Source organism: Lacticaseibacillus boliensis, assembly GCF_054784775.1.
This window is the reverse complement of the sequence record NZ_BAAIHN010000023.1, coordinates 1-13281: the sequence shown is the minus strand read 5'-3', so window position 1 is coordinate 13281 and position 13281 is coordinate 1. Positions and strand designations below refer to the sequence as shown.

The following is a 13281-nucleotide window of genomic DNA, read 5'->3' as shown; positions in this document are numbered from 1 at the left end:
TCCGAGTGGCGTTGGCTAACGATCAAAATTGCGTCTCCTAAGAAATATCGGTACAATGCAAGTATAAAGCGGTTTCACTAACCTAACAAGGAGGTTTATTCTATGAAAGTTGTGGTTATCGGTGGCGTCGCGGCGGGGCCATCATTTGCGACCCGGCTACGGCGGTTGAACGAAGAAGCAGAGATCATCCTTTTTGAACGCGGCGAACACATCTCGTATGCCAGTTGTGCCTTACCCTATTATCTCGGTGGGATCATCACCGACCGCGAGTCGCTGATCGAACGCACGCCGGAAATTTTGAAGCAGAAAAATAATATCGACGTCAGGGTGCAAACAGAGGTCTTGGCGATCGATTCCACCGCCAAAACGCTGCAGGTCCAATCCCTCACAGACGGCCGTACCTACCAAGAAAGCTACGACAAGCTGGTGATCGCCACCGGCGCCAGCCCGATCTTGCCGCCGATCTCGGGGTTGGCCAATGCCCAGGATGCATTCACTATTCGTAGCATCAGCGACGCTGACAAGATCAAGGCTTTCATCGATGCCCACCAGCCGCAAACCATCACCTTGCTCGGCGCAGGCGCTGCCGGGGTTGAACTTGCAGAAAACTTCCGCCACCGCGGGCTCAACGTGATCTTGATCGACCAAGCAGAACACATCATGGCGCCTTACGACGGTGACATGGCGGCACTGCTCGAAAAAGAGATCACAGCCCACGGCGTCGACCTGCGCACCAACACCGCCGTCGTCGCCGTTAGCGATAACGGCCACACCCTGCAGCTGGCAGACGGCAGCCAGTTAACCACCGACATGTTGATCGTCGTCACCGGCGTCGCCCCGAACAACACGCTGGCCCAAGCCGCCGGCATCACTTTGGCAGAAGACGGCCACATCCCCGTCGACGACCGTCTGCAAACCGAGCTGCCAGACGTCTACGCGATCGGCGACGTGATCGAAACCACCAGCCGCATCACCGGCAAGCGTGTCCCCAGCGTTTTGTCCAGCGCCGCCAACCGCCAAGGGCACCTGCTGGCAGACATCATCAACGGCGAACCGCTACGCTACCCGGGTTTTATCGGCGTCAGCGTCGCACAGGTCTTTGACCTCACCGCCAGCAACGTCGGCTACACGGAAACCACACTCCAGCAAGCCGGGATCACCGACTACGACGCCGCCACGATCACGCCTTTTGACCACGCCTTCTTCTATCCCAACGCCCAGCGGGTCAACGTGAAGCTGATCTATCAAAAAGGCACCGGTAAGCTCTACGGCGGCCAGTTCATCGGCCATTCCGGTGTCGACAAGCGCTCCGGCGAGCTTGCCACCGCGATCGCCGGTGGCCTGACCGTCAACGACCTGCCTGACATCGAGTTCCCCTACTCGCCACCGTATTCATCCAGCCGCGACATCTTGAACGTCGCCGGCTACGTTGCAATCAACCGCATGACGCAATTGGCAAACACGGTGACACTGGCATCCCTATCCCCGGCTGCGCGCGCTTCAGGATATTTTCTGGATATCCGCGAGCCCGGCCGGCCGCAATCGGGCACCATCGCCGCAGACGGTAACATTCCGCTCAGCCAGCTACGCGACCGGCTCGATGAACTGCCTAAAGCCAAGACGATTTACATCATCGAACGCCTCGGGCTCGGACCGTACAACGCCACCCGGATCCTGGCCGGCAACGGCTTTGACGTCAAGATCGTCACCTAATAAGTACCTGTGTTTTGCACATCTCAAAAGCACCTATGCTCTCGCATGGGTGCTTTTGTCATCTTCAGCTAACCGTGCCTGCAAAACCTGCTCTCCCAGTTGCATGGCAGAAAGCATCGCCGCCAAACGGCGATAGGTGGCTGAGTCAACGGTTTGTTTTGCCTGCGCAACGGTCAGCTTATGGATGATCGAGCGAATCGGCGCCAACGCCTGCCGACACGCCACTGCATCTGGCTGGGGCCCGCCATCGACCAGTGCCATCACGGTTTGTAACGCCGCGATCCGGTTGACCAGCAACGTCGCCTGTGGCGTCTCCGGTGCAAACTTGGGTTGCATGCGCTGGCAATTGCGAATCGTGGCACGATAAACTTGCACAGCGGCTTGATTCGCCGTTTGTTGTGACATCAGTAGCTCTCCACTTCATTTTTGATACAGCATACCGCACGCACAAAAAAAGCGCCACAACTTGTGACGCTTAAGCGGTCAAGCCCGCTTCCGGCTGGCACCGATGATCAGCGAGACGATGAAGACAACCACCATCGCGCCGATCACTGCAGGAATCACGGCCATCCCGGCAACCTGAGGACCCCACGCACCTAGCAGGCGTTCACCCAACCAAGCACCCAGTAAACCACCGATCAGGTTGCCGATCCAACCACCCGGCATGTCACGGCCAACGATCAGCGAACCAATTGCGCCAATCACGATCCCGATCAACAAGACCCAGAGTAGATGTAGCATGTTGTTGCACCTCTCTTTCAAGATTGACTAAAAACTCGGGCTACCTTGCCCTTAACTTAATGGTAAAGAATTACCGCCACCGGATGCAACTTTGACACCTTACTGCTCAGTTTGGATCTTCTCGAGTGCTTGATATTGCGCCGTCATCCATTCCGTGTAGGTTTTCCCGGCGGGCAGCGTCTCGGTCACCTTCAAGACCGGCACGCCCGCGGCTCGACACTGCTTGACGAGATGATCGACGACCTTGTTTTGCACCTGCGTATTTTGAACGAAAAACGCGATCTTGTGCTGCTTGATGTCTGTTTCCAAGCGCCTGATGTCGGCAGGACTGGGATCCGTGCTTTCTTCGATGGCGTTGGCAAAATGCGCGTCACTCACCTGATAGCCGAGATAATTCAACGCGTTGACAAACACCGGCTCGGAAACCGCCACGCGCTTGCCACTGGCATTGGCCTTCAGCTTATCGATCAGCGCCAACAGCGGCTTCAACTCAGCGATGTAGCGCTTGGCGTTGCGCTTGTAGTCGGCCTTATGGGCTGGGTCTTGCTTCCCGAATGCTTTCGCCAAAGCATTGGCCATCTTAGGCATGGTTTGTGGTTTATACCAGATATGTTCGTTCTCGCCGTCTTTGACCCCGACCACCTTCGCGGCCGAAACAGTAGCCACCCCATTGCCACTGCCTTTGACCAGTTTATTCATCCAGCTATCGTAGCCGGCGCCGTTGGTGACCACCACGTCGGCCTTGGCGACTTGCTTACCGGTTGTGGCGGTCGGTTCATAATCATGCGGGTCGACGTTGGGGCGGTCGATGATTTCGGTCACCTGCCCGTGATCGCCCAACACGGCCTTGGCCACTTCACCGTAAAAATCGACACTAGCCACAACGTTCAGCTTGTCGTGGCTGGCAGCACGTTGGGGGCTTCGACAGCCCATCAGCACGATGCCCAAGGTGAGCGTGATTGCCAAGCCAAGCAGGAATTTGGAAATTTTCATGTCGGTATCCTTTCTTTAACTGGTGCTATGTTTGGGATGTGGCCATCCCTTGACTTGTATCCCGCATCGGCTACGGTTTACATTTTGGCGGAGACGAAAATCAGCACTCACCGTATTTTCTGGCGGTTGCGTTTGGCTTCGTGCAACACTTTCAACGCCCGCTTGCGTGTCTTAAGATTGCCGCTTTTTAGCCGGCGCCGGGCACTGGCTAGGTCAATTTTTTCCATAACATTCTCCTTAAACGTAATGGTTACGAATAACAACACGCATCAGTTTATCTGATTCTCCGCGACCTGTCAATCCTGCTTTCGACGCCAACACAAAACGCCTGCGTCTGACGATTCAGGTTGAATCGTCAGACGCAGGCGTTGAGCGCATGATTTAAAAGTCGTCCTTACCGGCAAAGCCGGTTTTGTCTTGGAGGGTGATCTTGCGCAACACGCGGCAAGGGTTGCCGGCGGCGATCACGTTGCTGGGAACGTCTCGCGTCACCACGCTGTTGGCCCCGATGATCGTGTCATCCCCGATCGAAACGCCGGGCATCACCGAGACATTGGCCGCCAGCCAGCAGCGGTTGCCGATCGTGATTGGCTTGGCAACACAGCCGCCAAGCTCGCGCTCTTCGGCGTCGAACAAGTGGTTGGTCGTGTACAGCCCGACCTTGGGTCCGAAAAGCACCCGGTCGCCGATCGTCACCTGGCCGCCATCGAGGATCGTGCAATCGTAGTTGGCAAAAAAATGGTCGCCGACGTGAATGTTTCGGCCGAATTCGCAACGAAAATTGGGGCTGACCACAGGATTTTTTCCGACGCTGCCAAACAACTCCCGGACGAGCTGTTCTTTGGCTTCGGGATCGTCTTCACGATTCAGCCGGTTAGCCATCAACGTTGCACGCGTTCGCACCTTATCCAACAACGGATCCAGATCATTGTAAGGCTTCCCGCTGGCCATATAGGCAAACTTTTCCGCTAAATCCATTTGATCTCCCCCTTGCGTCGCAACAACATCACACTTATTGCGCCAACCACGCCTCAGCTCTATCATACACGGGTTGAACGGTTTCCGGTTGGTCGATCCCGATGCCGTCTTGGCCGATCTTGCCACCGGCCTTGATCCGGGTGTAAGCTAACCAGCGGTAAGAGGAACGAAGACTGTGGGCGAGCTTGGCATCGATGTGCAGATCTGTCCCTGGAATCTCAGGGGCGATGGTATCGGCCTCGTCGATGGCGGTCATGTCGCTGATCTTCCATTCGTCGCCGCGTTTTTCCACGCAGTAGATCAGGCGCATGAACGATTCGACAATGGCGAGGTTGCCATCGAGTTGCACCCAGTGTTTCGTGGTCGACGGCAGTTCCGCGTACCCGCGATTGCCGTTAACGTGGACGATTGGCGCGGCGTAGCGGCCGACAAGCGGTAAGGCGGTGGCATAGTCGACTGGCCGCTGTCCGACGAAGGTCGCCCGCGCGTTGCCGGTCGACCAACTGGTGGTCACCGTGCCGTCTTCCCAATAACAGTTGGCGAGTTCTTCATTGAGCCCGCGGCCGCGGGCCTGGCGCTCCCACAAAACTAATTGACTGATTGTTTCGATTGCTGACATGTTTGTCCTCCTTGAATTAAGCAATCTTGCCGCGTTCGATGACGGCGGCATCTAAAAAACAATAGCGATGATAATCACCGGTCAAGGCGCTGAACGGCACCCCGTCGATATGGTGGGCATTCATGTAATCGAGTAAGTAGTTGCGAATGATCCAGTTGTCATCGATGCGGCGCGGATGCATATCGATTGATTGGGCGATGACTGCCGGCGTCGTCCCCAATGCAACTGCAATATCTGCTAAACTAAGGTGACAACGACGGATGTTTTCTTGAAATTCATGACGAGTGGCTTGCGTTTGTGCTGGGGTTAAAGACATATTGGCCTCCGTGTGGTAGAATAAGCTTGTAAATACAAGGTATAGAATAATCGTATCAGATGTAGTTGTCAATCTAAAACTTGTTAATTTAACTTAGTGGAGGCACTTATGGATCTCGGAACCCAAGACGAGCTGGTCGAAAACATTTTCCAAATCACGCGCGACGAACGCCAATTCATCTCCCATCAACTCAAACAACACGGCCTCAATGTCGTTCAAGCCCAAGCGTTGAACTTCATCGCCGACCATCCCGGGGCCATCCAGCGCAAGCTGTCCCACTACTTGGGCAAACAAGAAGCGACGACGACCAATATTTTGAAGGCTCTCGAAGCCCGAGAGTTGGTCGTGCGGCGCGTGGCAACGGATAACGAACGGCAAAAGCAGCTGTACCTGTCTCCACAAGGCCAAGAGCTCGTCCAGTCGGTGCACGCCGTATTCATCGAATTGGAAAAACGCGTCAGCGCCCCGCTGACCCCAGACGAAAAAAACGTGCTCCTCAAGTTGTTGAAGCGGATCAACGCCCAGGTGTCGTTAAGCTGATCCCCATTTGCACGTAAATAGCGCCACTGACCGAAAACCGATCAGTGGCGCTATTATTGTGGCCGTTATGCCTGCGTCGAAACTTCCGCTTTGAGCGGTGACACCCGTTGGAGATAGGCCTGAAAGCGTGATGGCTCAGCGTTCCATGGCGCGGCAGCGTTTTTATCCGCGCTTTGCAGATTGTTGACAAACGCCAGCACCTGCGGCCACTGTGGTGCGTTCTGCGCGGTCAGTTCCGCCATCTGAGCCGTCATGGCCGCGTCTTGGCCGGCTTGCGAATAAAACCGCACAATCGTTTCGGCCAGCGTCTGCACATACCGTTCCGGGGCGAGTTTTTCCAACAAGTGCAGATAGCGCGCCATCATCCGCACCCAATCCAGCTGGAGTTTGGCCGGCGCCGGTGGCAACACCGCATCCGAGACAGTCCGTCCGAGAAACTGAACGGAAACGGCCTTGTCCAACTGTTGCGGGTCATGGGCGACCGCTTCGACCAACTGGCCAACGAAAGGCTCGGTGTAGGCGCCAAAATCTTCGAACTTGATCGCACTTTGCATCATCAACGCCCGGTCAATGAAGCGTCCGCGCAACAGATGCGTCGTCGCCTCCACGTCGTAGTTGAAGCTGCGATCCGGCTGCATCTCTTCTCGCAAAAGCAGCCCGGAGAACAGTTGCGCGTCGGGATGCGCTTCGATGGCCGCAAAGACCTGCTGCAACACATCGACCGAGTTGAACTGCATGTTGGGCCCCATGAAGACGACATATTTACCGGTTGCCAGCAACAAGCCTTGCTCAAACGCCGTCGGCCAAGACCAGATCTTAGCTGGCTTGATATAGCGAAACTTCAGGCGGTTGAAGACCCGCAGCGGCTCCAGATCTTCCAGCTGGTAGCGGCCGTTATCGATCAACAACACTTCGATCTGGCGAAAATCAACGCCCAGCTGGTTATTAACAGACGACAGCGGGACCACGAGATCCTGCACGGTCGCCGATTCCATCGCAATGATGAGGCTCAAAGTCTTACTCACGCTAGTTCCTCCAAATAGTTGAGATACCCGTCGACGGCAGCGGTGTCGAGATCACGCGCCTGCGCCTTTTTGACCGCCAGCTCCCGGACTAATGCCGGCACGCGCGGCAGTTGCCACCACTTGCGATTCTCTTGCAGCAGTTGCTTAACTTCACGCGCCACAGCTTGGGGGTCATGCGGTGAATACTGCTGCATGTGTACGTACATGTCCCCCAGCAACTCGTAGAAGTCATGCGCCAATCGGTCCGCTTCATGCGCCTGCAAAAACTGCAGGCGCAATCTGCCCGATTGCACCCAGGCCGCGCCGTCATGGACCATGGAAAAGCCTTCTCGGCGGCCGGTCGATTGCCAGTTCAAACGCCAGATGTAGGCGGGATTCGTCAACATCACTTTGGTCTGGGCAAAATCCAGTGCCAGCGCCACAAAATACACGTCTTCATAAACTCGCAACGCCGGGTGAAACCGCAAGCCGAGCTGTTCAAGAAACGCCCGCCGGTAAGCCTTGGCGTAAACGGCGGCGTGATTATTGGCCGGATGGACATCATAAGCGACCCCGTCTCCGGCGCGTGATTCCCCCCAAAACGGCGCCAACACCACGTCGGGCTGATCAGCGCACGCTTCAAAGAAATCATGCAACACCATGGGGCTGGCCAACATATCGTCTGCATCCATGAACATCACATACTCACCGCGCGCGTGATCGATCCCCACCTGCCGGGCCACCCCGGCGCCGGCACTTTGCGCTAACGCATACCGGCGAAGCGGCCAGCGCTTCGTGACCGAGTCAGGCAACGCCGGCCCGCCATCGTTGACAGCGATTACTTCGACTTGAGTTAAGTCTACTCCAATCTGAGTGAATACAGAAGCCAATGCGCGGTCAAAATCGGCCCCGTAATTCGAATTATAGGGAATGATCAGGCTCAACCACGGTTCAGCCATTGGCGACCTCCTGTTCATATGCGCGTTTCAAATACGCCATCTGCGCGGCCAGATAAGCGTCTAACCCTTCCAGCGACTGCCCGGCATAAGTGCCGCCAGGTTCTTGTAGCTTCAGGATCGTTTTGCGAATCTGGTCTTGCCCTTCTGCAGTCCACAGCATCCGGTTGGCGACCAGCAACGCGGTTTGTTCTTTGATCAGCGCGGCTGGATCTGCCGGCACGTGCACCTTCACGCGATAGAACAGATCCGCCATGTACTCATAAAAGTCCCGCGGCCATACCGACGGCTTTTGGTCGTGCAAAACAGCCAGACTGTATCGGTTAGAGCGCGCCCAGACATGCAGCTGATGATCGAAGGCATGGTTGTCTTTGCGTACCGTTGAAGCGGGATTCCACAGCCACACATACACTGAGCGGTTCAGGTATTGCCGCCGTTGCGCCAGCTCGCAGGCCAACCCGACAAAATAGGTGTCTTCAAAGATCCGCAGATCCGGCCGCCAGCGCAAACCAATCCGCTCTATATAAGCTCGATTATATAGCTTCGCATAGGCGCCTTTCCAGTCATATTCCGCCGATAAAGCATAATTTTCTTGCCGTTGGAAACGCTGTTGTTTCGTATAACGCGCGATAACGACATCATAATCGTTCGTTTCCACCGGCGCCAGCATGTCTCGCAAGGCGAAAACATCCTGCAACACGTCATCAGCATCGATGAACATGAAGTAGCGACCCGTCGTGTTATCGATTCCGGTTTGCCGGGCTACGCCTGCCCCGAGGCTCGGGCGATAGGTCAGCTGCCGGACAAACAACCCCTTAGGCGCCGGGAACAAAGCATCTGGCAGCGCGGCAACACCATCGCCGACCAGCAGCACCTCGATATCTGCAAAAGAGATCCCCACTTGCATCGTCACACTCGCAAACGCCCGGCGGACTTGCTCTGGTGTTTCATTGTGATAGGTAATAATGATCGAAAGTAGTTTCATTGTATTTTACCTCTTCCACATTTATATGTAAGAACAAGCTGACTACCTTGGTTGCCCAAGGTACCCAGCTTGCGTAAAACTCACATGACTGTGAGCTTAGTACAGCGGATCCTCATCGGAATCGCGCCGCTTCTTAGCTACCGCAAACGCCGCTAAAGCATCTGCGATCGTTAAGCCAACACCGGCCAGGATCAAGGCCTCGTTGCCTGCATCACTTGTATCAGGTAGCGTGTGTCTGCCACTTGCATTGCCTGCACGATCAGACGCATATTCCTCGATGCCTGCACCTGTGTTACCAGTTGCGTAAGCACCAGTTTCGGTGCCTGTGGCATCAGCCGGGGAAGCCTCAACACTTGTCGTCGTGCCAAGTGTGTCAGCCAGTGGTACCCGACTCGTCCGAGTTGCAGGCGTGGTTGTCGCAACGCGCTGATTCGTCACTTGATCAGAATCGCCGTCGTCGCTAGTCCCTAACGTATCTGGCAGCGTCGCCCGTGTCGTTTGACGTGCCGGTACATCCGTTGTTGCAGTCTGTTGGCCAGACGGTGTGCCTGTCGTGGTACCGGTTGGGTTACCACTCGGATCGCCCGTTGGTGTGCCTGTCGTGGTACCAGTTGGGTTGCCGCTCGGATCACCTGTTGGCGTGCCCGTTGTGGTACCAGTTGGGTTGCCGCTCGGGTCGCCGGTTGGCGTGCCCGTTGTGGTACCAGTTGGGTTGCCGCTTGGCGTGCCCGTCGTGGTGCCAGTTGGGTTGCCGCTTAGGTCGCCGGTTGGCGTGCCTGTCGTGGTACCGGTTGGGTTGCCGCTCGGATCGCCGGTTGGCGTGCCTGTCGTGGTACCGGTTGGGTTACCACTCGGATCGCCGGTTGGCGTGCCTGTCGTGGTACCGGTTGGGTTACCACTCGGATCGCCCGTTGGCGTGCCTGTCGTGGTACCGGTTGGGTTGCCACTTGGGTCGCCGGTTGGCGTGCCTGTCGTGATACCGGTTGGGTTGCCACTTGGGTCGCCGGTTGGCGTGCCAGTTTCACCACCATCTGGATTGTCGGTAACGTTGATCTGATAAACCGGCTCAGGAACTAAGCTCATAAACGTTGCCTGAATACCATCACCCACAATACCAATTTGATCGATTCCGGTGTTCTCAGTATCACCGGTGTCGCCCGTTGCCCCGGTATCACCCGTTGCTCCGGTATCGCCTGTTGCCCCGGTGTCACCCGTTGCTCCGGTATCGCCGGTTGCTCCGGTATCGCCGGTTGCTCCGGTATCACCCGTTGCTCCGGTATCACCCGTTGCTCCGGTATCACCCGTTGCTCCGGTATCGCCGGTTGCTCCGGTATCGCCCGTTGCCCCAGTGTCGCCTGTGGCGCCAGTATCACCTGTAGCTCCGGTATCGCCGGTTGCCCCAGTGTCGCCTGTGGCGCCAGTATCACCTGTAGCTCCGGTATCGCCGGTTGCCCCAGTGTCGCCTGTGGCGCCAGTATCACCTGTGGCGCCAGTTGCCCCAGTTGCTCCAGTTACCCCAGTTGCTCCAGTTGCCCCAGTTGCCCCAGTTGCCCCAGTTGCCCCAGTTGCTCCAGTTGCTCCAGTTGCTCCAGTTGCTCCAGTTGCCCCAGTTGCTCCAGTTGCCCCAGTTGCTCCAGTTGCCCCAGTTGCTCCAGTTGCCCCAGTTGCTCCAGTTGCTCCAGTTGCCCCAGTTGCCCCAGTTGCTCCAGTTGCCCCAGTTGCTCCAGTTGCCCCAGTTGCTCCAGTTGCCCCAGTTGCCCCAGTTGCTCCAGTTGCCCCAGTTGCTCCAGTTGCTCCAGTTGCTCCAGTTGCCCCAGTTGCTCCAGTTGCTCCAGTTGCTCCAGTTGCCCCAGTTGCTCCAGTTGCCCCAGTTGCTCCAGTTGCCCCGGTTGCTCCAGTATCACCCTTGTTAAACTGCTCGTAATCGTTCAGGTCGACTTTACCGTCCTTATTCAGATCGGTGCCGCCTGCTTGTAACCATAGATCAAATGCTGACAAGCCATCGGCCGGTGCATCTACTGTGCCAAGAGGAACTTTGTTACCATCCTTGCCAATGTAGAAGAAGCTATAGCCAGTGGTCTTACCATCATCATCTGTAATTGCTTCAACAGATGGTGTGTGACCATCTTCACCATCCTTAGGTGCCGGAATAGTGCTGATTGTCTGCTCGCTACCATCTTCACCGGTGGTGTAGAAGACATAGGACTTGCTGCCGTCAGAGTTCTCAACCACCTTAACTTGTGGCGTCTGGCCTGCCTCACCTTGATCGCCCTTGTCGCCTTTTGCCCCGTTCAGCACGGTGTAATCGACGCCATTGAGCGTGAAGGTCCAGCCATCTACCTTTCCTTCCGTATCAGTGTGTGGCTTGACGGTTGGTGTCTGACCATCTTGACCGTCAGCAGGTGCTGGCACGACACCTACTGGAACCTTCTTGCCATTTTCATCGGTGTAGTAGAAGCTGTAGCCGGTAACTTTACCATTCGCGTCAGTGACCGGTTCGACTTGCGGCGTCTGACCGTCTTCGCCGTCCTTAGGTGCCTGAACAGTGCCGACTGTCGTTTCTTTGCCATCGTCGCCTACCACGAAGAATTCGTAACTGGTGGTGCCATCTTCACCGACCTTGGCACGGATCTGCGGTGTCTGACCCGCTTCACCCTTTTCACCCTTGTTTACGGTGACGGTGGAGCCATCAGAGAAGGTGATCTGGGTATTGCCGGCTTCATCAATGATCGAACCGGTGACTGTCAGCGGTGTCGCATCTTTACCATTCGTCCCGTCAACACCGTCTTTACCATCTGCGCCGTCTTGGCCGTCCTTACCGTTCTTAACGGTGTAATCAACGCCGTTAAGGGTGAACGTGTAGCCGTCGACATTGCCTTGGCTGTCAGTGTGTGGCTTGACTTCAGGCGTTTGACCATCTTTTGGTGCTTCAACGTTACCGGTAACTACCTTCTTACCCTCATCATCGAGATAGAAGAAGTCGTAACCAGTGATCTTGCCATCGCCGTCCTTGATTGCTTCAAGTTGAGGTGTCTGGCCATCTTTACCAGCAGCGCCATCCTTTGGTGCTTCGACCGTGCCAACCGTGGTTTCATTGCCATCCTGATCGGTGACGTAGAATTCGTAGTTGGTCGTGCCATCTTCACCTTGAACTGCGCGAACTTTAGGTGTTTGACCGTTCTGACCGTCAACCCCGTCTTTACCATCTGCACCTTTGGCAACCGTGACTTGCGAGCCATCGGAGAAGATGATGATTGTATTGCCATCTGTGTCAGTAATGGTATTGGTAATGTTTAAGTCAGCACCATCTTCCCCATTCTTGACGATGTAGTCTTTACCGTTCAGGGTGAAGACATAACCATCCACGTTGCCATCGCTGTCAGTATGCGGCTTAACATCCGGCGTCTGGCCATCCTTAGGCGCGTCGACCGTACCAACAGGGATTTCTTTGCCATCCTTATCAGTGACATAGAACTCATAGCTGGTCTTGCCATCTTCGTCTGTGACTGCGCGAACGTTAGGTGTCTGAGCGTTATCCCCTTTCTGCCCCTTTGGCACAGTGACATGAGAACCATCAGAGAAGGTAATCACTGTGTCGCCGGTTTCGTTAATCGTGGTATCAGTGACCGTCAGTGGATCAGCATCCTTGCCGTTTGCGCCGTCCTCTCCATCAACGCCATCTTTACCATTGAGAACCGTGTAATCAACGCCGTTCAGCGTGAAAATGTAACCATCAGTCTTGCCTTCACCGTTAGTGTGTGGCTTAACAGTTGATGTTTGGCCATCCTTAGGCGCTTTGATCGTACCCATAGATACCTTTTCACCGGCATCGTTGGTGTAGTAGAAGCCGTAACCAGTAATCTTGCCATTACCATCAGTGATTGGTTCCATTATCGGTGTCTTGCCATTTTCACCGTTCTTTGGTGCTTGAACCGTGCCAACAATGGTTTCATTACCGTCACCATCGATGACATAGAACTGATAGTTAGTTACGCCATCTTCGCCGCGAACTTCACGAACGTTAGGCGTCAGGCCATCTTGGCCGTCGGCACCTGCTGCACCAGTAGCACCCTTGATGGCTTGGATAAAGTCGTTCCCATCGACGCTCCCGTCTTTGTTCAGATCCTTATCCTTGTCATCAATGCTACCGTCTTCGTTGATGTCTTCCGTTGCCGGAATCTTCAACCATGCGCTGTAGCCGTCATCGCCGGTATCACCTTTGATTGCGATCGCGTAGTCTGCTTCATCGATGGTATTGTCGTTGTTTAGATCCTTCACGTCTTTACCATTCTTCCAAACTTCATACGCGCTGGCGCCGTCGGCACCCTTGATATCCTTGATAAAGTCATTCTCATCGACTTTGCCGTCTCCGGTCAGATCTTTATCCTTGTCATCAATTGAACCATCGTTGTTAAGGTCTTCCGTTGCCGGAGTCT

Annotated in this window: 12 protein-coding genes and 1 pseudogene; 2 read left to right on the top strand and 11 right to left on the bottom strand. The window is 55.4% G+C overall.

Features of this window, described 5'->3' with window-relative positions; translation table 11 throughout:
• Window positions 1-102 precede the first annotated feature (102 nt).
• Window positions 103-1713 (top strand): FAD-dependent oxidoreductase, encoded by a 1611-nt coding sequence (locus tag ACYVRB_RS09820; protein ID WP_461215124.1) that lies wholly within the window; start codon window positions 103-105, stop codon window positions 1711-1713.
• Window positions 1714-1746: 33 nt separating this feature from the next.
• Here ACYVRB_RS09820 and ACYVRB_RS09815 read toward each other — a convergent pair whose 3' ends face one another.
• The 7 genes from ACYVRB_RS09815 to ACYVRB_RS09785 all read right to left on the bottom strand — a co-directional run bounded on the left by ACYVRB_RS09815 (window position 1747) and on the right by ACYVRB_RS09785 (window position 5360).
• Entirely contained in the window at window positions 1747-2118 is a 372-nt protein-coding gene (locus ACYVRB_RS09815; RefSeq protein WP_461215123.1) for a hypothetical protein, read from the bottom strand.
• A 78-nt stretch (window positions 2119-2196) separates the two neighbouring features.
• Window positions 2197-2454, bottom strand: coding sequence for a GlsB/YeaQ/YmgE family stress response membrane protein (locus tag ACYVRB_RS09810; protein ID WP_461215122.1), 258 nt, complete (start codon window positions 2452-2454; stop codon window positions 2197-2199).
• Window positions 2455-2553: 99 nt separating this feature from the next.
• Complete coding sequence (locus tag ACYVRB_RS09805) at window positions 2554-3441, bottom strand: metal ABC transporter solute-binding protein, Zn/Mn family (RefSeq protein ID WP_461215162.1); 888 nt, start codon at window positions 3439-3441, stop codon at window positions 2554-2556.
• Window positions 3442-3554: 113 nt separating this feature from the next.
• Window positions 3555-3674, bottom strand: coding sequence for a putative metal homeostasis protein (locus tag ACYVRB_RS09800; protein ID WP_461215121.1), 120 nt, complete (start codon window positions 3672-3674; stop codon window positions 3555-3557).
• Window positions 3675-3828: 154 nt separating this feature from the next.
• A complete protein-coding gene (locus ACYVRB_RS09795) occupies window positions 3829-4425 on the bottom strand; it encodes a sugar O-acetyltransferase (RefSeq protein ID WP_461215120.1) in 597 nt (198 codons plus the stop codon).
• 34 nt (window positions 4426-4459) lie between these two features.
• The gene (locus ACYVRB_RS09790; protein WP_461215119.1) at window positions 4460-5044 is read right to left on the bottom strand and encodes a nuclear transport factor 2 family protein; all 585 of its coding nucleotides are present in this window, start codon (window positions 5042-5044) and stop codon (window positions 4460-4462) included.
• A gap of 16 nt (window positions 5045-5060) precedes the next feature.
• The gene (locus ACYVRB_RS09785) at window positions 5061-5360 is read right to left on the bottom strand and encodes a DUF2316 family protein (protein ID WP_461215118.1); all 300 of its coding nucleotides are present in this window, start codon (window positions 5358-5360) and stop codon (window positions 5061-5063) included.
• Between the two features lie 108 nt (window positions 5361-5468).
• Here ACYVRB_RS09785 and ACYVRB_RS09780 point away from each other — a divergent pair, with 108 nt between their 5' ends.
• Window positions 5469-5900: a MarR family winged helix-turn-helix transcriptional regulator gene (locus tag ACYVRB_RS09780; RefSeq protein ID WP_461215117.1), complete on the top strand. Its 432-nt coding sequence runs from the start codon at window positions 5469-5471 to the stop codon at window positions 5898-5900.
• 65 nt (window positions 5901-5965) lie between these two features.
• On the opposite strand, the gene ACYVRB_RS09775 is transcribed toward ACYVRB_RS09780, so the two are convergent.
• The 4 genes and pseudogenes from ACYVRB_RS09775 to ACYVRB_RS09760 all read right to left on the bottom strand — a co-directional run.
• Window positions 5966-6925 (bottom strand): glycosyltransferase, encoded by a 960-nt coding sequence (locus tag ACYVRB_RS09775; protein WP_461215116.1) that lies wholly within the window; start codon window positions 6923-6925, stop codon window positions 5966-5968.
• Window positions 6922-7863: a glycosyltransferase family 2 protein gene (locus ACYVRB_RS09770; protein ID WP_461215115.1), complete on the bottom strand. Its 942-nt coding sequence runs from the start codon at window positions 7861-7863 to the stop codon at window positions 6922-6924. The genes ACYVRB_RS09775 and ACYVRB_RS09770 overlap by 4 nt, the downstream gene beginning before the upstream one ends.
• Window positions 7856-8845: a glycosyltransferase family 2 protein gene (locus ACYVRB_RS09765; RefSeq protein WP_461215114.1), complete on the bottom strand. Its 990-nt coding sequence runs from the start codon at window positions 8843-8845 to the stop codon at window positions 7856-7858. Before ACYVRB_RS09765 ends, ACYVRB_RS09770 begins: the two co-directional genes overlap by 8 nt.
• A 96-nt stretch (window positions 8846-8941) precedes the next feature.
• A pseudogene (locus ACYVRB_RS09760) lies at window positions 8942-13281 on the bottom strand (hypothetical protein); the annotation flags it as partial.

Excerpts from the sequence above, each read along its gene's own strand:
- ACYVRB_RS09795 (WP_461215120.1), bottom strand. The coding sequence starts at position 4,425 with ATGGATTTAGCGGAAAAGTTTGCCTATATGGCCAGCGGGAAGCCTTAC.
- ACYVRB_RS09780 (WP_461215117.1), top strand. The coding sequence starts at position 5,469 with ATGGATCTCGGAACCCAAGACGAGCTGGTCGAAAACATTTTCCAAATC.
- ACYVRB_RS09800 (WP_461215121.1), bottom strand. The coding sequence starts at position 3,674 with ATGGAAAAAATTGACCTAGCCAGTGCCCGGCGCCGGCTAAAAAGCGGC.
- ACYVRB_RS09820 (WP_461215124.1), top strand. The coding sequence starts at position 103 with ATGAAAGTTGTGGTTATCGGTGGCGTCGCGGCGGGGCCATCATTTGCG.
- ACYVRB_RS09790 (WP_461215119.1), bottom strand. The coding sequence starts at position 5,044 with ATGTCAGCAATCGAAACAATCAGTCAATTAGTTTTGTGGGAGCGCCAG.
- ACYVRB_RS09785 (WP_461215118.1), bottom strand. The coding sequence starts at position 5,360 with ATGTCTTTAACCCCAGCACAAACGCAAGCCACTCGTCATGAATTTCAA.
- ACYVRB_RS09770 (WP_461215115.1), bottom strand. The coding sequence starts at position 7,863 with ATGGCTGAACCGTGGTTGAGCCTGATCATTCCCTATAATTCGAATTAC.
- ACYVRB_RS09765 (WP_461215114.1), bottom strand. The coding sequence starts at position 8,845 with ATGAAACTACTTTCGATCATTATTACCTATCACAATGAAACACCAGAG.
- ACYVRB_RS09815 (WP_461215123.1), bottom strand. The coding sequence starts at position 2,118 with ATGTCACAACAAACGGCGAATCAAGCCGCTGTGCAAGTTTATCGTGCC.
- ACYVRB_RS09810 (WP_461215122.1), bottom strand. The coding sequence starts at position 2,454 with ATGCTACATCTACTCTGGGTCTTGTTGATCGGGATCGTGATTGGCGCA.